The organism is Bacillus sp. JAS24-2 (assembly GCF_008274905.1).
GTDB lineage: Bacteria > Bacillota > Bacilli > Bacillales > Bacillaceae_G > Bacillus_A > Bacillus_A cereus.
The window spans coordinates 4,690,026-4,708,725 of the sequence record NZ_CP031068.1 but is presented as its reverse complement, the minus strand read 5'-3'; the positions used below and the strand labels follow the sequence as shown (position 1 = coordinate 4,708,725).

The window sequence follows — 18,700 nt, the reverse complement described above, 5'->3', positions numbered from 1 at the left end:
AATATATTGAGAAAGATGAATTATAAGATGAATATCGAATATTGTTAATAGAAATATAATAGGGGGAAAGAGAAAGTGGATATACATAAATTAACAGAGGAAGAAGCAAATGAGATAAATACTTGGACGTACGAGGAACCATATAATTTATATAGTTTTTCAGGCGAGAAAGAAGTAATGGAAGAGCTATTAGATGGAACGTATTATGGCTGTTGTGATGATCAAGGAGACTTCATCGGTTATTTTTGTTTTGGAGCAAATGCACAAGTACCAGGTGGAAGAGATGCTCATTTATATGGTGGAGAAGATGTGATTGATACCGGACTTGGCATGAAGCCGGCGTTAACCGGGAAAGGAATGGGGAAAGAATTCTTCCAAGCTGGAATAGCGTTTGCCACGAAAGAGTTTAATGCAAAAATGTTTCGATTAAGCGTAGCGACATTTAATACAAGAGCGATTACGTTATATAAAAATATCGGATTTAAGCAAGGGCCTATTTTTTTGAGTCGCGGAAGAGAATTTATGCTGATGGAATATGAAAGACCGTCAGCATGAACCTGACGGCCTAGAAAACACTATTATTCTGAGTGCTCAGCTCGGTGCGCTAAACGGCTTGAAGCAGCGGCAGCGATTCCGCCAACGATATCATCAAGGAACGTGTGCACCTTTCCAGTTGATTTATCATTTAAGTATTCTAAAATACCAGGTTTTAATTTATCAATATATCCAAAGTTCGTGAAACCGATAGAGCCGTACACATTCACGATAGAAAGTGCGATAACTTCATCAATTCCGTATAAGCCTTCGTCACGTTTTACAATATCTTGTAACGGTTCACTTAGCATTCCCTTTTCAGCAAGGACATCAAGCTCGATACCAGTAATCAGTGCGTTTTGTACTTCACGTTTTGATAGTACACGTTCTACATTGTAACGGCATTCTGACATCTCTAAATTTGGATGATATTTTTTTTGAAGAAAATGAACAAGTTCAGCAATATCGTCAATTGTTACACCGCGTTCTTGTAATAGTTTTAATGCTCTTTCTTGTAGTTGATTTGATTCTTTCATGTTTATCACCTTTTTTTCTTTTTAGTATTTGTATACGTTTCGTTGCTTTATCATGTGCATAGGAATGAAAGGCGAGCACAAGCTCATATATATAAAGAAAAACCATAGGTGGCGACTGCGATGATTCAGCATATTTATGAGCATTATCACATGCATGTTAAAGAATTAATCCCCCTTGGCCCCTATAAAAGCTTTTGGATTCGCAACAAAATTTATGTACTTGTTCCAATTGGAGAAATGGAGGAAGAAGTACTTGTAGAGATGAAAAAGCTCAGTGATTATATGAACCAGCAAGGGGATATAACTGTAGCGACTTTCGTTCCGACTATACACGGCTACTATGTAAGTGAGATAGAAGAACAAAATTACTGCTTATTAAAAGGTATGCGCACGTTAGAACGACATGCTATGTCATTAGGAAGTGAGCTTTCTATATTCCATAAACGAGGTGCATTCTTTCCAGAAGAAATTGAGCAATTAAGCCGAATTGGTGAATGGAAAGCGTTATGGGAAAAAAGGCTCGATCAATTAGAAAAGTTTTGGCAATCACAAGTGATGAACCACCCTTCAGATGTATTCGATCAATTGTTTATTGAATCCTTCCCGTATTACTTAGGAGTTGCAGAAAATGCCATTCAATATGTTGTCGATACAGAAATGGATGATACGCCGCAACTAACGGATGCAGCAACAATTTGCCAAGAACGATTCACACCTTTATTATGGCATCAAACGAAGCGTCTCAAACTTCCTTTTGATTGGGTGTATGATCACCCGAGTCGAGATATTGCAGAATGGATCCGCCATATGACGATAGAAAAAAAGAAAGACTGGGAGCAAACAATCGTTCAATTTGTTACGGATTATGAACGGAATTATTCGCTATCCTCATTTGGCTGGCGCTTATTATTTGCAAGGCTCCTGTTCCCGCTTCATTATTTTGAAACGGTCGAACGATATTACCAAACTGGAAACGAAGAACAAAAAAGCATATATAGAGATCGCTTAGAAGCCATTTTACACGATGTGAACCGCTCAGAGCAATTTATGAAGCATTTTTATGGTTCACTTCGTTTACCAGTAGATAAGCTCGGGATTAGAAAATTAGATTGGCTATCTTAAAAGTATAAAAAAGAGACCGATGGAGGTCTCTTTTTTATACCACAATTTTATGTAATACATTATGCCCCTACCTGCTGATCTGCACATATATTTAAAACGAATTGATGCCCTTCGAGTTTTTCATTTACTTTACCCAATAATTCTTGCTGAATTTCTTTAAATAAAAATTGATAGCTTGTATTCCATGTTGGTATAACGGATGAAAGGCCTAATAAATATTCTTTTTTCTTTTCTAGTTCTTGAATTGTTAAAAAAGTGTTCCCCATTTTTGGCATCTGTCGTCCCCCTATGTTTTTTACTTTATATGTGTGAACGATTCACTATATAGTATTAATTATCGCATTTTTTGAGAGGGATTTCCAATTTTGTTTTATGATGTTAACGGATAAATGTGATTTGAATAAAAAAAGGAGACCAAATTTGGTCTCCTTTTAGCAAGTGACTTTGAACGAGCCGCTTCCGCTTTTAATTAAAATACTTGTTCTACTTCGATAACGCCTGGTACTTCTTCAAGTAACGCGCGCTCGATACCAGCTTTTAGTGTGATTGTAGAACTTGGGCAGCTTCCGCATGCACCCATAAGGCGTAGTTTTACGATACCTTCTTCAATGTCTACTAATTCAACGTCTCCGCCATCGCGAAGTAAGAATGGACGTAATTTATCTAATACTTCTAATACTTGTTCTTGCATATGTGGGTTTTCCATTTTTATCGACTCCTTTCATCAGTTTTATTATAATCAAGATAGAGGGGAAAATCTATTTTTTCTCTTCTTGTTTTATTGTCGAAATATTGTATCGTGTTTTTTCAGTATAGGGGTATGGAATAAGTTTGTAAAATGATGTGCTTATGTAATAAGACATCTGAATATACTGTTGGGACAAGAAGTGGGGGAGAAGAAATGGTTAATGTTCAAGTGTATGGGACGAAAGTAATTTGTGCGAGCTGTGTTGGAATGCCATCTTCAACAGAAACGTTTGAATGGTTACAAGCGGCAATTGGTCGTAAATATGAAGGACAAGAAAATAAATTTAATTTCGAGTATATTGATTTCCAGGAAGAACAAGAAGATGCGGATAAAAAAGCATTCGCAGAGCGCGTAGTGGAAGAAGATTTATTTTATCCGGTCGTTCTTGTAAATGGAGAAATTGTTGGAGAAGGAAATCCTCGTTTGAAGGATGTTTACGAAGAAATCGAGAAATATTTATAAAACAAGAAGTCTTTGCGAATTTGCAAAGGCTTTTTTTATTGGAGGGATAGATATGAAAAATGGAGTGAAGCATGCGTTACCAACGGCAGTAGAGCAGTTAATGGAGCGGTACACAGTAGAATTAAAAGAAATTTTTTTGGATGAAAAAATAGTCGGGGTATATATTTACGGATCCATCGCACTAGGTGCATTTCATAAGGAAACGAGCGATGTTGATTTTGTTACAGTGATAAATGATTCCGTGAATGAAGCTGAAAAACAGCAGCTTGTGGAACTACATAAGAAACTTAGTGATAATATGCTAGGTAAAAGAATGGACGGTATGTATATTCCGCTTGCTGACTTAGGGAAATACAATGATGAAATGAACGAGTACGTGTATTGTGCAGATGGTAAAGCTAATGTTGGTCATTGGGACATTAATGCGGTCACATGGTGGACGTTGAAAAATCAAGGCATTACAGTTACCGGAAAAGAAGCAGAAGATCTTCCGCTGCAAATACAATGGAATGATGTAGTAAATACGATGAAATACAACGTAGAACAGTACTGGAGTGAAAAGGCGAAGAAGCCATATTTATTTTTTATAGAAGAGTGGGTAGAATCAGCTGTCGTTACGATGGGACGTATTTTATATACACTAGATCATAAAACAATCGTTTCAAAAGATAGAGGCTTGCAATACTTGTCAGAACGTTCAGCGGAAGAATGGGAGCTTTTATTAAAAGAAGTAGCGAGAATACGGCAGAACCCAAAAGAAAAGCGAATGCTCTCAAGGTGGAGAAGGGCAGATATGACGAAGAGGTACTTACTACATTTAATTGAGACGTGTAGAGAGAAATGGTAGGGAAGAAAATGGACAATACAGTGGGGTGTATTGTCTTTTTTATTTTGTAGTAGATAGAAAAGTATTTACAAGTATTGTGTAGAGGAAAGATAATAGAAAAAAATATGTGCATGGGGGAAGATGATGAGTAAATATAAATTACATATAGATAGAGAACAATTATGGAAAGGATGCGTTTTAAATTCGATTGCCCATGCAATTAATGTAGCGCATTGTCCAGATTTCTCACATGAAAGTTCATGGGATGGATTTAACTATAGTATGCAAGATAGCCAAGGCGGACAAGGGGCAATTACGTTTCATCCGAATTACACGATTGTATGTCTTCAAGATGTGAATAGTGAGAGAATGGATGAGTGGATTGATGCGAAAAGTTATTTTGAAGGGGCACCTTCGGAAGTAATAGATATTGCGAAAGAAGAAGCACTTCAATACGTATTAGAAGAAGTAGAAGGCGAAACAGTTCCTTTTATTACAACTGCATTTTGGATTGAGGATAGTGGTGCGTATTCAATTGATTCATTTGAAGAGATGGAAGAGCACGGCGGATTCTTATTAGAAATTCCATTACTTGATACAGAATCAGCAATGGAAAGACTGGAAGAAGAGTATGAACTGACAGAGGAACAAATAGAGCTTTTACAACTCGTGTATGAGAAAAAAATCCAAAGGCCAAATGAGGAAATTAAGTTGTCTAAAGAAGAAGTAGCAATGATTGGAACGGAAGATAGCGAAGGATTGGAAGTTAGTAAGGAGTCATTTGAAGAAATGAATATTACTTGGGAGTTGTAGGGGGGATAAAATATTTCTGATTTAAAAAGTTACAAGAAGAATATAAAGCACTAGTAGAAAGCACAATGTGAAATTATATTGTGCTTTCTACTAGTTTTTTCATATACATATCAACTTCGTGAAAGAATATGGGCTCTTTTTCCTTAGTATTCAGATGCACGGTGCAATGTAAATATTGCTGTAAGTAGCGATTAGCTTGTTCGTACTGTTTTAATTTGTAGAAAGAAAAACAAGTAAGAAGTAGAAACGCTTTTTCTTCTAATATTGGAACGACAGCTAGTACCGGAGTAATGGAATGTATATTTATTTCCACTAAATTTTCATAAGATGTCCACGTTTGAAACCAGTCGAAAATAGTAGAAAGGTAACCCGGAATGTTGATAGTTTCATGTGAAACATTATGCAGAGGAAGTTAATAATGAACTATTCATGAGTTGTGTAAGTGGAAATATGTTTGAAATAGTAGAAGGCTAATTTGTGAGCTCTTTTAAGTCGAGATGTTTGTTTTAAAATAGTAGTATATATTCACTAAAAAAGATGTATAAAAATGATTTTGATGCATCCTTTTTAGTGAATATATAAAATAATTAACTTAGTGTATTAAAGATATGATACATGATTATTTTAATATATTTAAAAGTAAAATGAAATAAGAAACGGATAATTGTCGGAATATATTCGATTTCCGTTCATTTTTATGAAATATGTGTACTTTTTGTTAGATTCCTTCATTTTGTGCATATACAATAAATGTATATAGAAATAAGAAAAGGATGATGTACGTGAAGGACACTGTTTTAAAAGAAACGATTTCTCCACAAGAATTACATAAAGTTGTTCAAAAGAATACAGCTTATTATGACTTTAAGTGGGGGAAAGTAGAAAATCCAGCGCAAGGGAATACATGGAATTGGGTAGCCTTTTTCTTCCCAACTTTTTGGTTAGCTTATCGAAAAATGTATAAGTTATTTATTATATTTGCGTTATTGGCTATACCTAGTATAGTTATACCCCCTTTTATAGATATTCCAGATGGGATTTATGTAACATTTAATTTAGCTCTTCAATTAGGAATGATGATATTTACTGGATGGCAAGGAAACCGTTTATATTACAAGCATGCTGTTCGTGTTTTTCGTAAGGGAGAAGATGCGTCTGATCATGAGAAGGCGTATTTCTTACAATCAAAGGGTGGCGTGAGTATTGCTGGTATGATTGGTTTACAGATTATAGTCGGGATTGTGTTTGGGTTAGCTGCGTTCGGGCTGTCCTTTTTACCAACTGAACCGAATATTAAAAACGTTGTTCGTTCAAGTGGTGAAGGGGTTACGTTAGAGATTATGACTGATAATCCAACTTGGAAGTTTGTGAAGAAAGAAAAAGATTATGACGTAGTAGAGTTTACTGGTTATGATTATACAGAGAAGAAAAACGTGAAAATTAAATTTGCTGTTTATTTCGATGAAGATTATTTCGAGTGGCAAGAGATATATGAAGATAATAAGAAGTTAAGTGAAGAAGAAGTAGAAGAATATCAAATTTACATTGAAGAAAATAATTGGGGGTTCTAGAGGGAACTCATTCATTTTGAAAAGAAGAATCTTGTGAAGGTTCTTCTTTTGTTTATTAGGGGGAGAGAAATGATTTCAGCATGAATAGAAGCTCTAATAGGATCTATTAGTTTAAGTACGGGTTTACACACGAAAAAGATTGATGTTAACATACGTTACTTGCAGCAGTATGAATGGTTTCGAATGATATATGAAGACGAGAAGTATCAAAAGTTATTTATTACGAACTACAAAGTTCGCTCATATTTACAAAGTAAGCTAAGAGTTCGATTGCTCGTGAAAAATAAAAATGCACAACGAAGATTTTTAAAATTAGTAGAAGAGCAAATAGAAAAACGGCATACAAATTGAAATTTTGTAAAATACAATAAAAAATGAGAATTTGAGGTAGGGTTGTCAATAACGTGAGACTATGGCACTATAAAGAAATGCTATACAAATTTTATTTATCGAGATGTAAACATCAATTTTGATTTTTACGTATAAATAATGAACGGAGGAAATGAATTTATGGCTACTTTACCAAATTGTCCAAAATGTAATTCAGAATATACGTATGAGGATGGCGTTCTTTTCGTATGTCCAGAATGTGCTCATGAGTGGGGCCAAGAAGCAGAAGCTGAAAATAATGATGGTGCAAAAGTTGTAAAAGATGCGAACGGAAACGTTCTTCAAGATGGCGATGCTGTTACTGTTATTAAAGATTTAAAAGTAAAAGGAACTTCTTCAGTTGTGAAGATCGGTACGAAAGTAAAGAGTATCCGTCTAGTTGATGGCGATCACGATATCGATTGCAAAATCGACGGTTTCGGAGCTATGAAGTTAAAATCACAGTTCGTTAAGAAGGCGTAAGTAAATAGAAGAGGAGGCGAATAGCCTCCTCTTTTTATTATGTCACTTTTTGTCGGTAAATCGATATTTCGTACAAAATCGTTGATATATTCTGAGTTATGATAGATATATTTGAAAAATCGTTGATATATTGCAAGTTATGATAGATATATTGAAAAAATCGTTAATATAATTTCACTCACCGAGAACGATGCATCATTTACCTCGCATCATAGTCAACCTCTTTCAACTGACATCGCTTATTAAAGAACGTTTTATATCCAAGCTGTAAAAAGATAATGACAGCAAAGGCAGTACTTCCAGAAATACCGAGTATGATGGCGATTTGATATTGAATGGCTGTGAATGGTGATACACCGGATAATATTTGACCAGTCATCATGCCTGGTAAGCTTATAATTCCCATTCCGACCATAGAATTAATTGTTGGTAAAATAGCAGAGTCAAAAGCTTCTCGAATGAGCGGAGCAGCAGCTTCTTTCGGTGTTGCGCCGAGCATAAGTGCACCTTCAATTTGACCTCTTTGCGATTTCATATTGTTTAAGAACGTATTTGCACCAAGAGAAACACCAGTCATGGCATTCCCAACTAACATTCCTGTAATAGGGACGATATATTGCGGAGCATACCAAGGGTCATGACCGATAATAACAAAGATAAATAGTAGAAGTGGCCCAATTGATCCGGCGACCATGGAAAGGGCGGCTACTCGTTTTAATTCTTTAGACATTGGGATGTTAACTCGTTTATAAATATTAAAAATTGCAAAGGTAGTAATAGAAGTGATGAGAGCGATTGTATAAAATGGATTACTGTTTTCAAATACGTATGTAAGGACATATGCAACAAGTACGAGCTGAATGGTCATACGGAATGTTGCGAGCGCGATTTGTTTTTCGCGAGGTATTCCTTTTAATTTTACAAGTCCAATTAAAATAAGAATGAAAATATAGGCAGCTGCAAGTTGCCAAATTTGGAGTTCAATAACGCCCTTCAACTGAGAGCACTTCCTTTCTAGTTGCACCCTTTGTTTTGCTAATTTCAATAATATCATCTGCAATTTCTTCTGGAAGTTGTTGTGAGTGTGTGATGAAGATAACTGTTTTTTTCTTTTTTCGTGCTAGTTCAGTAAATTGTTTCATTACGCGTCGTTCTGTATCACTATCTAATGCTGAAGTTGGTTCATCTAATAAATAGACAGGCGGATCCATAAGTACGATACGTGCAAAGGCAAGTCTTTGTTTTTCACCGCCGGATAATGAGGAGGTGCTATCTTCTAATTGCTTGTCTAAGCTAACGGTTTGTAATGCACTCCGCAGGGCATCATCATTTGGAAATGGTTTTTCAGAAAGACGAAGTCCCATTAATAGGTTGTCTTTAACGGTTCCATCAAAAATAGGTGGAGTTTGCCCAAGCATAACTACGTCACGACGTAATTGAATAGGGTAATAATCAGAAATTAACTTTCCGTTATATTCAATTGTACCGGATGTTGGGGATTGTAAATCGTTTAACATGCGAAGTAATGTGCTTTTTCCGCTTCCGCTTTCACCGATAATACAAGTAATCTTTTCTTTTTGAATCTGTAAATAAGGAATGTGTAGTATATCTTTATATATAACGTCTTTTAATATAAACATAAATCGCTCCTTTCTGATTCTAGTTATATCGTATCAAAAAAAGAGGGGAAAATGGTTATAACGAACAACGTTTTTTCTTCGTCTTGAGTTTTATTAATAAGTTAAGTAAACGATCTAATTCTTGGCTGAAAGAAATCACTTTATCATGAGTGAATCCGTATCGTTCAACGAGATAGATTAGCTCTTTCTTTTTCGCTTCTATTCGATTGTTTAGTTTCGATAAGTTCATAAGTGGAATGTAATGCCTCCTACAAAAGTATTTATCACATGAAAAATAAGACCGAATGAACTCGGTCTTAAAGGAAGTAATAAAACAACTTACAAATAGCATACAATGTTTATCAATATTTTTTAATATAAAAATGAAAAATAAATCATTATAAATATTGAGAAAGATGTGTCTGATAATTTTTAAAAACTGATGCAAAGAGGCTGCCTACATAGTAGACAGCCTGTAAGGTATTAACCTTTATGATATTTGTACATCCAAAGAAGACCAGATTTTAATAATCTCGGTACACGTCCCATTAATGGTTGGTTTGCTAGTAAACCAAAGCCGTGCTTCTTACCAAGAGATCCTAGAACACCTTTTAATTTAATAACAGGTAGTTCATCCGGGAGTGGTTCATTATTCCAACGTTTTAATAATATTTGGACAATTTGTTCTCCTTGACCTTCAGCCAGTTGGGCAGATGGTGCATGTGGAAGTGCTGCGCAATCTCCTACAACGTAAACATGATCGTTATTTGGAATATTATGATATTTAGTTAAGACAACCCGTCCGCTACCATCTTGTTCAACTGGAAGGTTTCGAACAACTTCATTTGCTTGAATACCAGCTGTCCAGACGATTGCATCACATTCAAGTGGTTCATCGTGGTTGTACACAATATTTGGTTCTACTTTTGTAATGTTAGAGTTTCGTATAATGTTAACTTTATGCTTTACAAACCATTCTTCTACGTATCTACTTAATTTCTCTGGATATGGGAATAAAATTCTATCTTTTCGATCAAATAAATAGATTTTTAAATCAGAACGGCTTTCACGAAGTTCACTTGCTACTTCAACGCCACTTAAGCCAGCACCAACGACAGCTACTGTTGCATTTGGTTCTAGACTATTTAATTGTTCATATGTCTTACGTGTTTGTTCAATTGATTGTAGACTATGTGTATATTCTCTAGCTCCAGGAACGTTATGATATTTATCTTCACAGCCAAGTCCGATAATTAAATCATCATATTGGATCACTTCGCCGCCATCAAGATGAACAGCTTTTTCTTCGAGGTCAATATTTGTTACTGTGCCGTATTGAATATTGAGGCGTGGGTGTTCAGGAAACGGTATACGAATATGCGTTTCTGAAATAGTACCCGCAACTAATGCATAATATTCAGTTTTGAAGCAATGATATGGTACTTTGTCGATTAATGTCACTTGTACATCATCTGGAAGTTGGTTGCTTGGAAGTAGCCTTTGCAGAATTCTCATTCCACCGTAGCCCCCACCTAGTATTACGAGGTGTTTCATGATGGATTACCCCTTTTCTGTTGAAATATCCCCTAATCATAAAATTTTATATTAATAAAATATTTTGACTTTACTCAATCAAATTATATCGAATTTGTGAACAAATAACAATGCATGAATGAATACTCTGTTGTACAATAAGAAGAAAAGTAAACTGTTTTTCTTTTTAAGTTACTCTTTCATTGTAAGTAGCATGTTATATAGAAGAAATCATCTACTTTGAAGTGAAGTAATGAAGTAACTAAATAGTTTAGACTGTGTAACGAAAACAACAAGAAACAGCTTAGTTTTCTTCTTATAGATAAAGTGAAAAGGTAATTTGTTTTGTAGTACAGGGGGGAGAATTTTGATTAAACCATTAATTGAATTTTGTGTAGGTAACCTTGCAAGTGGTTCACAAGCAGCTCTAGAAAAATTAGAAAAAGATCCGAATTTAGATGTAATGGAGTATGGTTGTTTAGGATATTGTGGCATTTGTTTTGAAGGACCATTTGCACTTGTAAATGGTGAAGTTGTACAAGGTGCAACAGTAGAAGAGCTTGTTAATAATGTATATGAGTATTTGGATGAAAATCCAATGTTTTAAGGTGTTGCGAATTAGTAGCACCTTTTTCATTAGATAAAAACTTTATTTCGTGGGGAAGACTAATACTGAGTATTAGTCTTCCCCAATCGAAAATAGTAGGATAAATAAAAAAAGGCCCTTTTTAGAAGGGCTTTTTTCTTACACAAATTGTGTAAGAGTGGCTCATCGCCAAACGTTGTCAAATATGAGAAACGGGGGACATTCATATTGTGTTCTAAAAGCATGCATTTTATACTTAACATAACAAATTATTTTTGGAGTGAATATAAATGAGCCAATTTTCTTTTACAAAAATGCATGGTCTTGGCAATAGTTATATATATGTAAATATGTTTGAAGAGCAAATTCCTGAAGAAGATTTAGCCCTTGTGGCCGAAAAGGTTTCAAATATTAATACTGGTATTGGAGCAGACGGGATGATTTTAATTTGCCCTTCAGACGTAGCTCCGGTGAAGATGCGTATGTTTAATAATGATGGTTCTGAAGGAAAGAGCTGTGGTAACGGTTTACGCTGCGTAGCGAAATATGCGTATGAGCATAAACTAGTAGAAGAAACAGTTTTCACAATTGAAACGTTAGCTGGTATTGTAACGGCTGAAGTAACAGTAGAAGATGGTGTCGTGACATTAGCAAAAATCGATATGGGAGCACCTCGTCTAACACGTGCAGAAATACCGATGCTTGGTGAAGGTGAAACACCATTTATTCGTGAAAACTTCTTATACAATAATCATCGTTATGCATTTACAGCTGTTTCAATGGGAAATCCGCATGCGGTTATTTTTGTTGATGATGTAGAAAAAGCACCTCTTACAACACTTGGACCAGTTCTCGAGACACATGAAATGTTCCCAGAGCGAGTAAATGTTGAGTTTATCGAAATTTTGAATAATGACGAGATGAACTTCCGCGTTTGGGAACGTGGATCTGGTGTAACGCAAGCTTGCGGAACAGGAGCGTGCGCTGCAGTTGTAGCTGCTATTTTAAATGGAAAGATGGAACGTGGTAAGGAAATTACAGTCCATTTAGCTGGCGGCGATTTAATGATTGCGTGGACTGAAGAAGGAAACGTGTTGATGAAAGGACCTGCGGAAGTAATTTGCCGCGGAGTGTATGAGTACAAGATAGAAGCGTAAAGATGTATAATGGACTAAGAACAGAAAGGAAGGTGTATTTCATGATTGAAGTAACAGAACAAGCAGCTTTTCAAATTAAAGATATGTTAAAAGATGCTGAAGATGGAGAGAAGTATGTGCGCCTTGCTGTACACGGCGGCGGATGTAGCGGTCTTTCTTACGGCTTAGGATTTGAAGTAGAACCAAAAGAAGACGACACAGTGCTTGAGTTTTTCGGTGTTGAATTTGTTATCGATACAGAAAGTGCTCCAATTGTTAAAGGAGTAAAAATTGACTATAAACAATCTATGCTTGGCGGCGGATTCACAATCGACAATCCAAACGCAATCGCATCATGCGGATGTGGATCATCTTTCCGTACAGCATCGAATGCTGGTAAGCCAGAAGAGTGCTAAGTTTTTAGCAGAAATAGAGAAAGACCTTTTTAGCGATAGAATAAAATCGTTAGAAAGGTCTTTTCTTTTTGCGTTAAAACAGGAAATGTATGTAAAGTTAATTTAGATGTTAATTTAAATGTTATTATATATGGTATATATGATTAATGCTGTGAATTCGAGATTCATATTGTTCATTTTAAGATAAGATTATGTAGAAAAAATGTAAATGATTAGCAAAAATATACTATTTATTAGTTATATTTAATGTTAACATTTGTAACGAAGATGATTGGCGAGGGCTGATTAAAGTTTCACTTTATACAAAAAAGGTGCATGAGCGAGAAGGCTATAGCAAATTGTATAGAACTGAATAGTTCCGTATTAATTAAAATACGTTGATTATTAGATATAAAAAACACCGGGGGGATTAGAGTGAAGTCATTTAAGAGAGTACTTATAGTAGGGATGGCGTTGACTACAGTATCGATTTTGGGAGCTTGTTCTAGCGATACAGACGTATTAACAAAAGCAGGAGCAAAGCAACCAGCGAAGGCGGAAGGTGAAGTACTAAAAGATCAGAAGAAAACACCTATGACTACGAGCAAACGTGAAAGTATTAAAAATGAGGATGCACCATCATCACAAAAGCGTTATATTTCTCATGATGAATCTCAAAAGATTGAGGAAGGGATGACGTATACGGATATTCTTAATACGATTGACTATGGTGGTGAGAACATAAAACATTATAATAACCATGAAAAACGCGTATTTTATACTGAAAAAGATACGGATGGTACATATGAAATTATGGTTGAATTAAATACATATGGTTATGTTGTAAACATTGAACGTACTGCTATAAAGGATGAAGATAAAGATACAGATAAAGAGAATCAGGTATTTACGAAACGTAGTGAAGGGCCTGTAAAGGAATATGAAGAAAAAAACGATCGTGTACCGTGGTATAAAGATGTAAATAACAATTCGGCAGCAGTAAGTTACAATCATTATTTGAAAATCAAAAAAGGTATGCCCGCGAATCAGGTAAAAGCTGCAATTGGACAGCCACATGTGATTGAGAAATATAAATCTTATTCAGTATATGACTATACTGGTTATGGTGGAGAAGGATCATTACGTGTAATCTTTGAACCGAATGGAACTGTTACGGATGTAGTGGAAGACGGTTTACCACGATAATAAATTAGTTACGGGAAGAATTGTAGTAAAGTTGTCTTTGATTTTATAAAGTTTTTGGGAGCATCTCCGAATATAGGTGAAAAAATAATTCTCTTAGCCATGTTAACTACAGTATTAGTATTTACCGAAGTTTCTTCCAAATTCAATAGCGTTATCGTGGATGTTGTTGTCGTATTATCTTTGTTGATATATACCGCAGTAGGGCAGAAATTGTAACTGGACGCGGAGGAGTAGCAGCTTCCTTTTAAAAGAAGGAGGAAAATATGATGGAGGATATTCTTGAATTTATAGGGAGATACGTAATTAAACCTATTATTAGTTTAGTGAGATATCTTGTAATAGAGATTATAATTGAGGGCATAATAGAAGGCGTAATAAACGGTATAAGGAAATTACGTGATAAGTGGCGAAATTGGCGTGAAAGACGTTATTGGCGGTAGTGTAGCTGATGAGCGTGAGAAACAAAAACGTTATACAGAAGCTTAATGGAATGACAATTTCTAAAGTGAAGAAATAATTATTATCTTACAAAAGTGTAATGTTCATGTCATGTTTTTGAATTTCTTCTTTAAGCTCCGGGCTTTAAGATAAGAATATAAGAAAAAACATATGAGGTGAAGGAAATGAAAAGATACATTGCACTATTTAGTATTTTAGTTGTATTTGCAAGTTTGTTAGTTGGTTGTGATTTAAACCGTATGGGTAAAGATGAGTATTATGTTCAAATTACAGTAGATGGAAAAGAATTTGATAGTAAAACTAGTAATGGGCAGAAATTTAAAGATTATGAATATAAGCTGACTGGCTTTGATAAAGACGGTAAAGAGAAAGAATTAGAATTCATAGCTCAAAAAAATCTTCGTAAAGAAGCATTCCTACGCGTATACCACTCAGATAAAAAAGGTGTAACAGCTTGGGAAGAAGTGAAAAAAGACGAGCTTCCAGCGAAAGTGAAAGAAAAACTAAGTGTGAAATAAGACAGATAAAAAGGAATTGACGAACAGGGTCAATTCCTTTTTTTGTTTTCAAATTCTTCTTCTGAAATGACTTTAAATCCGTGTCTTTTAAATAAAGCAGTTGTCACTCCGAAACCAGTTTGCTTATTACCGTTAAATTCTCCAGTGTAAATCGTAGAACTACCACAAGATGGGCTGCGTTCTTTTAAAATAATATATTCTGGGTGTAAATCTTTAATTTGTTCTAATGCTTTATAAGCACCATTTACGAAAGCTGCTGTGACATCTTCACCATTTTTTGTTATCACTTTCGCTTTTCCGTCTAAAACGTCGTCGCCATTCCCGCCAATAATTTCAGCGGAAGGACGAGGTGTTGGTAGTCCTCCTAATACTTCAGGGCAAATGAGGACTGTATCTTCTTTTTGCAGAAGCTCCTCTATTTTTGAAACGAGATTGTCATTCCCGTCATAACGGCAAGCAATCCCACCTAAACAAGCGCTAATTACGATCATATTTTCATCTCCATTAAAAAATATTAACTATCACGCCAATTTCGCTTCCTGCCTCTTACTTATAAATGAGGTGATATAAATGGGAAGCTTATATAATTTAATGAAACCATATAGTGAATTTCGAAGTAAAGAAGAGTTTAATACATATCAAAAACAAGTTTTGAAGTGCTACCGATTTCAATTGAATAAAACTGATTCTATCATTATTCATTTTTTAGGAAAATATGCGGTGAATGAGAAACAAAAAACAGTAGGAGTCGCTTGTCCATTAATGGGGACGATTGCGACGAATGTTGGAAAGAGTATTCGTACAGTACGCCGTTCAATTGCAAAGTTAGAGGAACTAGGAATTATAAAGCGTGTTGCAACAAAAGAAAGGCATAAACGCGGCGGGTATAGTGCGAACTTATATGTATTTCTTACATCTGCGATTGACCGCATGGATGACCGTATGAAAATGTCCGCTTTTAAAACTGAGGATAATGCAACTGGCTGTAGTAAAAATGAGCAAAAAATTGCTGGGGAAACAATTCTTTCTAAAAACATTTCACAAATAAAAGAGAAAAGAAAAGGAACGTATGAGCTTGATGAGACGTATTGCCGTCATGATATACCGAAGCCTTTTATATACGCACTGGTGCCGATGACGAGTAATCCGAAGAAAATTAATATATTTTGGAGTAAGGTCGAGCTTGCGTATAAAAAGAGTGGATTACTAGAACAAGGTGTTTTACTAGAGCAAATATTAGCTGACGAAGAAGTGTATGGAAATTTAATTTGGCGCGTGAAAAGTGTTGTAAGAGCATATAAATATGGGGAAATTCGTAAAGACATTGGGGCACTTTTATACAGTACAGTGCGAGATTTATTTTTAGAGGTTGGATTAGAATGGGGAGCAGCATTAAGGAGAAGTAAGGGAATATCACTATTTGATCCATTCAAAAAAGAGCCATGCGTATAATACATGACTCTAAGTGGCTAATCGAACTTCCTTACAACTGGAACACGAATCGCTACAAATAGTACGAAGACGATAACAGCTATTGCACCACTTTTCATAACGGTTACGATTGGAATTCCCATTGCAAGTGCAAGTGATGTGAATGCATAAGAGAGCGGGATAAAGCCCATTGATGATAGCATAAGTAAACTCATTACGCGTCCCATCATTTCTTCTTTTACTGTCGATTGAATCATTGCCATAAGCGGTACAATCGCCATTGCGATTGTAATACCATAAAACATGCCGGCTAATAGTGCTTGCCAAAGTACGGTGCTAAAGTTGATGGCTAAGAAGAATACACCAGACAATAGCATCATGATAATACAAAATAGACCGCGTCTACGATTAATATTTTTTAAACCTACAATGATAGCACCGATTGCCATTCCGCCGCCTACAGATGCTTCTAAGTAACTAAACTGGAGCGAATCACCATGCAGAACGTTTTTAACAAAAAGAGGGAAACCAACTTGCATCGGGCCGATTAAAAATAAGTTTAAAAAAGCGCTACAAATAAGGAAAGTTGAAAGGAATGGCGATTCCTTTACATATAAGATTCCTTCTTTAATGGAAGTGAACATACCTTTATCTGTATCTTTTTGTTCTGGCATCGTAAATTGTATTTTTTGAACGAGTATGGCAGCGACAATCAGTAATAAAATCGTAATGGAAAAGATTGTCTCATAGTTCGTAAATTTAATGAGAATACCACCAAGTACAGGGCCTAAGATGACCGATGCTTGGTTCGTCATTTGTGTAAGTGAATTTGCTTGTGTTAACCGGCTTTTTTCTACCAATTCCGGTAAGATAGATCCATCCGCTGACCAGAAGAAAGCATCAGCAAGTCCAAAGAATAAAGCGAATAAAGCAAATGTATATAGTGTTACATCACCGACAATGAACCATGTGAGAATGGTTGCGACAAGAATCGCTCGAATGATATTGGAGTAAAACATAATGTTTTTTTTCGGGAATTTATCAGCTACAGCGCCGCCGACAATCATAAAAATAAGCCTTGGAACACTAAGAGCTACGAAAACAACACCGAGTGAAGCTTCAAGGTTTAATGTTTTTGCTATGTACCACGTTTGTGAAAAAGTAAAAAAGGCTAAAGCAAAGCTTGAAAAAAGAGTAGCTGCCCAAAGAAAAAGGAAATTCGTATTTTTTAATAACGGTTTTCCGCTTCCTTCTAAAGCAGTTTTATTTTGTTGTAGTTCCTCCATATTGCTTCCTTTCTATGTGACGAATTTAAACTAAAAAACTTATTAACAATCGTTTTATACAGTTTCTAATATTTCTATACTGCACTTTCTCATTGTAGACAATAATAATGAATTTGCCCAGTAGCTATTTAACGACAAAAAAAGATGCCGAATGGGCATCTTTTTTTAGGCTAACGCAATATAAATATCCAATTGAACGTTGTTTGGATCTAACGCTCTTTCATCGTAAAGCTCAAAGTCTGTTGTGAAGGCACGTTTATTTTCTTTCGACCATTTCCAAATATATTCCCAAGCTTCACAAACGACTTCAGCAACTGGTCCTTTTCTTGTTGTAAATACCGCATATGTAGCGGCAGGTATTGTTAAAGTTGTCATATTTTCAGGAACGTCTTCTAATGAAGAAACAGGCATACCGATTGTAAATTGATATGTACCGGTTTCATCTGATTCGTAGTTTGAGTAGAAAGCGAATGTTTCTTTCGTTTGTTGATTTGGGATGTGATGCATCATTTGTTCTTGAAAGTATCGGTTCCAAAGTTGTGGAATGTTTCCTTCAGTAGATGCCTCTTTTTCATTAGTCGTCGTAACCGAAACGCCGATTGCGTGGAAAGCTTCTTTTTTTACGATAATAGGTTCGTGTAGCATAAAAAATTCCTCCTTTTTTTAAAAAAAGAACATTTGTTCTTGTTTTAATATAACATATTTTTACATGTAACGGTTGTTATTTTTAGAAAATTTTAATTATAAAAAACAAACTAAAAATAACTAAAAAATGGTAAATTTTCTATTGTATGTATAAATAGGATGAGGAGTATGTTAAAATTTTTAAGTATCCTTTAACTGTTATATAAACCTATACAGCACGGTGTTTTTACTATATTAAAAGTATGGTAAAGGTTTGTATAAGTGTCCGGTATATATGCTATTTTTGATAAATTAAAATAGTAATATTCTATGAGATTTATATTGTTGACATTGGGATTTCAACGATACATTTTCGTAGGTCGGATTGTTGCGAGTGGATATATATTGCTATGTATTCGGCTACTAAATGAAAGGGTTACTGA

General features: G+C 35.3%; 24 protein-coding genes and 2 pseudogenes. 15 read left to right on the top strand and 11 right to left on the bottom strand.

Annotation, left to right across the window (positions count from 1 at the left end; all coding sequences use genetic code 11):
• Positions 1–75: 75 nt before the first annotated feature.
• Positions 76–555 carry a GNAT family N-acetyltransferase gene (locus DN407_RS24545; protein ID WP_016110886.1) on the top strand — a complete coding sequence of 160 codons (480 nt, stop codon included), beginning with the start codon at positions 76–78 and terminating at the stop codon, positions 553–555.
• 23 nt (positions 556–578) lie between these two features.
• Here the strand turns inward: DN407_RS24545 and DN407_RS24540 are convergent, their stop codons facing one another.
• Entirely contained in the window at positions 579–1,070 is a 492-nt protein-coding gene (locus tag DN407_RS24540) for a phosphatidylglycerophosphatase A family protein (protein WP_000665094.1), read from the bottom strand.
• A gap of 120 nt (positions 1,071–1,190) precedes the next feature.
• Here DN407_RS24540 and yutH point away from each other — a divergent pair, with 120 nt between their 5' ends.
• Positions 1,191–2,192 carry a spore coat putative kinase YutH gene (gene yutH / locus DN407_RS24535; protein WP_000614218.1) on the top strand — a complete coding sequence of 334 codons (1,002 nt, stop codon included), beginning with the start codon at positions 1,191–1,193 and terminating at the stop codon, positions 2,190–2,192.
• A 59-nt stretch (positions 2,193–2,251) separates the two neighbouring features.
• Here the strand turns inward: yutH and DN407_RS24530 are convergent, their stop codons facing one another.
• Together DN407_RS24530 and DN407_RS24525 are read right to left on the bottom strand one after the other, a co-directional pair.
• Positions 2,252–2,467: a hypothetical protein gene (locus tag DN407_RS24530; RefSeq protein WP_016118827.1), complete on the bottom strand. Its 216-nt coding sequence runs from the start codon at positions 2,465–2,467 to the stop codon at positions 2,252–2,254.
• A gap of 194 nt (positions 2,468–2,661) precedes the next feature.
• Positions 2,662–2,898, bottom strand: a complete 237-nt coding sequence (locus tag DN407_RS24525) for a NifU family protein (RefSeq protein WP_000431159.1) — start codon at positions 2,896–2,898, stop codon at positions 2,662–2,664.
• 195 nt (positions 2,899–3,093) lie between these two features.
• Here DN407_RS24525 and DN407_RS24520 point away from each other — a divergent pair, with 195 nt between their 5' ends.
• The 3 genes from DN407_RS24520 to DN407_RS24510 all read left to right on the top strand — a co-directional run bounded on the left by DN407_RS24520 (position 3,094) and on the right by DN407_RS24510 (position 5,041).
• Positions 3,094–3,402: a YuzD family protein gene (locus DN407_RS24520; protein WP_000248588.1), complete on the top strand. Its 309-nt coding sequence runs from the start codon at positions 3,094–3,096 to the stop codon at positions 3,400–3,402.
• A gap of 52 nt (positions 3,403–3,454) precedes the next feature.
• On the top strand, positions 3,455–4,249 hold the full coding sequence (locus DN407_RS24515; RefSeq protein WP_142326146.1) for a nucleotidyltransferase domain-containing protein: 795 nt from the start codon (positions 3,455–3,457) through the stop codon (positions 4,247–4,249).
• Between the two features lie 123 nt (positions 4,250–4,372).
• Complete coding sequence (locus DN407_RS24510) at positions 4,373–5,041, top strand: hypothetical protein (RefSeq protein WP_053514375.1); 669 nt, start codon at positions 4,373–4,375, stop codon at positions 5,039–5,041.
• Positions 5,042–5,114: 73 nt separating this feature from the next.
• Here DN407_RS24510 and DN407_RS32795 read toward each other — a convergent pair.
• Positions 5,115–5,447: pseudogene (locus DN407_RS32795) on the bottom strand (DUF4304 domain-containing protein); the annotation flags it as partial.
• 367 nt (positions 5,448–5,814) lie between these two features.
• Here DN407_RS32795 and DN407_RS24500 point away from each other — a divergent pair.
• From DN407_RS24500 to phnA, 3 genes are all read left to right on the top strand, one after another.
• On the top strand, positions 5,815–6,612 hold the full coding sequence (locus DN407_RS24500; protein WP_002062697.1) for a DUF2628 domain-containing protein: 798 nt from the start codon (positions 5,815–5,817) through the stop codon (positions 6,610–6,612).
• A gap of 84 nt (positions 6,613–6,696) precedes the next feature.
• Positions 6,697–6,963: a hypothetical protein gene (locus DN407_RS32285; protein WP_229192416.1), complete on the top strand. Its 267-nt coding sequence runs from the start codon at positions 6,697–6,699 to the stop codon at positions 6,961–6,963.
• Positions 6,964–7,122: 159 nt separating this feature from the next.
• Entirely contained in the window at positions 7,123–7,464 is a 342-nt protein-coding gene (phnA, locus tag DN407_RS24495; RefSeq protein WP_000212737.1) for an alkylphosphonate utilization operon protein PhnA, read from the top strand.
• Positions 7,465–7,663: 199 nt separating this feature from the next.
• On the opposite strand, the gene DN407_RS24490 is transcribed toward phnA, so the two are convergent.
• From DN407_RS24490 to DN407_RS24475, 4 genes are all read right to left on the bottom strand, one after another.
• Complete coding sequence (locus DN407_RS24490; protein ID WP_097796600.1) at positions 7,664–8,461, bottom strand: ABC transporter permease; 798 nt, start codon at positions 8,459–8,461, stop codon at positions 7,664–7,666.
• Entirely contained in the window at positions 8,445–9,104 is a 660-nt protein-coding gene (locus DN407_RS24485; protein WP_000470265.1) for an ABC transporter ATP-binding protein, read from the bottom strand. Before DN407_RS24485 ends, DN407_RS24490 begins: the two co-directional genes overlap by 17 nt.
• 55 nt (positions 9,105–9,159) lie before the next feature.
• On the bottom strand, positions 9,160–9,333 hold the full coding sequence (locus DN407_RS24480; protein ID WP_001054089.1) for an aspartyl-phosphate phosphatase Spo0E family protein: 174 nt from the start codon (positions 9,331–9,333) through the stop codon (positions 9,160–9,162).
• A gap of 233 nt (positions 9,334–9,566) precedes the next feature.
• On the bottom strand, positions 9,567–10,637 hold the full coding sequence (locus DN407_RS24475; protein WP_098281378.1) for an NAD(P)/FAD-dependent oxidoreductase: 1,071 nt from the start codon (positions 10,635–10,637) through the stop codon (positions 9,567–9,569).
• Between the two features lie 346 nt (positions 10,638–10,983).
• Between DN407_RS24475 and DN407_RS24470 the strand changes: the two genes are divergently transcribed.
• From DN407_RS24470 to DN407_RS24450, 6 genes and pseudogenes are all read left to right on the top strand, one after another.
• A complete protein-coding gene (locus DN407_RS24470) occupies positions 10,984–11,223 on the top strand; it encodes a YuzB family protein (protein WP_000595026.1) in 240 nt (79 codons plus the stop codon).
• A gap of 269 nt (positions 11,224–11,492) precedes the next feature.
• Positions 11,493–12,359 (top strand): diaminopimelate epimerase, encoded by an 867-nt coding sequence (gene dapF, locus DN407_RS24465; protein WP_000077397.1) that lies wholly within the window; start codon positions 11,493–11,495, stop codon positions 12,357–12,359.
• A 41-nt stretch (positions 12,360–12,400) separates the two neighbouring features.
• Entirely contained in the window at positions 12,401–12,754 is a 354-nt protein-coding gene (locus DN407_RS24460) for a HesB/IscA family protein (RefSeq protein ID WP_000573825.1), read from the top strand.
• A 414-nt stretch (positions 12,755–13,168) separates the two neighbouring features.
• Complete coding sequence (locus DN407_RS24455; protein WP_000834604.1) at positions 13,169–13,939, top strand: hypothetical protein; 771 nt, start codon at positions 13,169–13,171, stop codon at positions 13,937–13,939.
• Between the two features lie 411 nt (positions 13,940–14,350).
• Positions 14,351–14,419: pseudogene (locus DN407_RS32280) on the top strand (methyltransferase); the annotation flags it as partial.
• Positions 14,420–14,562: 143 nt separating this feature from the next.
• Complete coding sequence (locus DN407_RS24450; protein WP_149216680.1) at positions 14,563–14,916, top strand: YxeA family protein; 354 nt, start codon at positions 14,563–14,565, stop codon at positions 14,914–14,916.
• A 29-nt stretch (positions 14,917–14,945) separates the two neighbouring features.
• On the opposite strand, the gene DN407_RS24445 is transcribed toward DN407_RS24450, so the two are convergent.
• Positions 14,946–15,407 carry a 2-thiouracil desulfurase family protein gene (locus DN407_RS24445; RefSeq protein WP_000635484.1) on the bottom strand — a complete coding sequence of 154 codons (462 nt, stop codon included), beginning with the start codon at positions 15,405–15,407 and terminating at the stop codon, positions 14,946–14,948.
• Between the two features lie 79 nt (positions 15,408–15,486).
• Here DN407_RS24445 and DN407_RS24440 point away from each other — a divergent pair, with 79 nt between their 5' ends.
• Entirely contained in the window at positions 15,487–16,368 is an 882-nt protein-coding gene (locus DN407_RS24440; RefSeq protein WP_149216679.1) for a helix-turn-helix domain-containing protein, read from the top strand.
• Positions 16,369–16,385: 17 nt separating this feature from the next.
• Here the strand turns inward: DN407_RS24440 and DN407_RS24435 are convergent, their stop codons facing one another.
• Positions 16,386–17,633: an MFS transporter gene (locus tag DN407_RS24435; RefSeq protein ID WP_000391942.1), complete on the bottom strand. Its 1,248-nt coding sequence runs from the start codon at positions 17,631–17,633 to the stop codon at positions 16,386–16,388.
• Between the two features lie 165 nt (positions 17,634–17,798).
• On the bottom strand, positions 17,799–18,278 hold the full coding sequence (locus DN407_RS24430) for a GyrI-like domain-containing protein (RefSeq protein WP_000902159.1): 480 nt from the start codon (positions 18,276–18,278) through the stop codon (positions 17,799–17,801).
• Positions 18,279–18,700 lie beyond the last annotated feature (422 nt).

Coding starts and splice junctions, on each gene's coding strand:
- DN407_RS24540 (WP_000665094.1), bottom strand. CDS start 1,070: ATGAAAGAATCAAATCAACTACAAGAAAGAGCATTAAAACTATTACAA.
- yutH (WP_000614218.1), top strand. CDS start 1,191: ATGATTCAGCATATTTATGAGCATTATCACATGCATGTTAAAGAATTA.
- DN407_RS24530 (WP_016118827.1), bottom strand. CDS start 2,467: ATGCCAAAAATGGGGAACACTTTTTTAACAATTCAAGAACTAGAAAAG.
- DN407_RS24525 (WP_000431159.1), bottom strand. CDS start 2,898: ATGGAAAACCCACATATGCAAGAACAAGTATTAGAAGTATTAGATAAA.
- DN407_RS24520 (WP_000248588.1), top strand. CDS start 3,094: ATGGTTAATGTTCAAGTGTATGGGACGAAAGTAATTTGTGCGAGCTGT.
- DN407_RS24515 (WP_142326146.1), top strand. CDS start 3,455: ATGAAAAATGGAGTGAAGCATGCGTTACCAACGGCAGTAGAGCAGTTA.
- DN407_RS24510 (WP_053514375.1), top strand. CDS start 4,373: ATGAGTAAATATAAATTACATATAGATAGAGAACAATTATGGAAAGGA.
- DN407_RS24500 (WP_002062697.1), top strand. CDS start 5,815: ATGATGTACGTGAAGGACACTGTTTTAAAAGAAACGATTTCTCCACAA.
- phnA (WP_000212737.1), top strand. CDS start 7,123: ATGGCTACTTTACCAAATTGTCCAAAATGTAATTCAGAATATACGTAT.
- DN407_RS24485 (WP_000470265.1), bottom strand. CDS start 9,104: ATGTTTATATTAAAAGACGTTATATATAAAGATATACTACACATTCCT.
- DN407_RS24480 (WP_001054089.1), bottom strand. CDS start 9,333: ATGAACTTATCGAAACTAAACAATCGAATAGAAGCGAAAAAGAAAGAG.
- DN407_RS24475 (WP_098281378.1), bottom strand. CDS start 10,637: ATGAAACACCTCGTAATACTAGGTGGGGGCTACGGTGGAATGAGAATT.
- dapF (WP_000077397.1), top strand. CDS start 11,493: ATGAGCCAATTTTCTTTTACAAAAATGCATGGTCTTGGCAATAGTTAT.
- DN407_RS24460 (WP_000573825.1), top strand. CDS start 12,401: ATGATTGAAGTAACAGAACAAGCAGCTTTTCAAATTAAAGATATGTTA.
- DN407_RS24450 (WP_149216680.1), top strand. CDS start 14,563: ATGAAAAGATACATTGCACTATTTAGTATTTTAGTTGTATTTGCAAGT.
- DN407_RS24445 (WP_000635484.1), bottom strand. CDS start 15,407: ATGATCGTAATTAGCGCTTGTTTAGGTGGGATTGCTTGCCGTTATGAC.
- DN407_RS24440 (WP_149216679.1), top strand. CDS start 15,487: ATGGGAAGCTTATATAATTTAATGAAACCATATAGTGAATTTCGAAGT.
- DN407_RS24435 (WP_000391942.1), bottom strand. CDS start 17,633: ATGGAGGAACTACAACAAAATAAAACTGCTTTAGAAGGAAGCGGAAAA.
- DN407_RS24430 (WP_000902159.1), bottom strand. CDS start 18,278: ATGCTACACGAACCTATTATCGTAAAAAAAGAAGCTTTCCACGCAATC.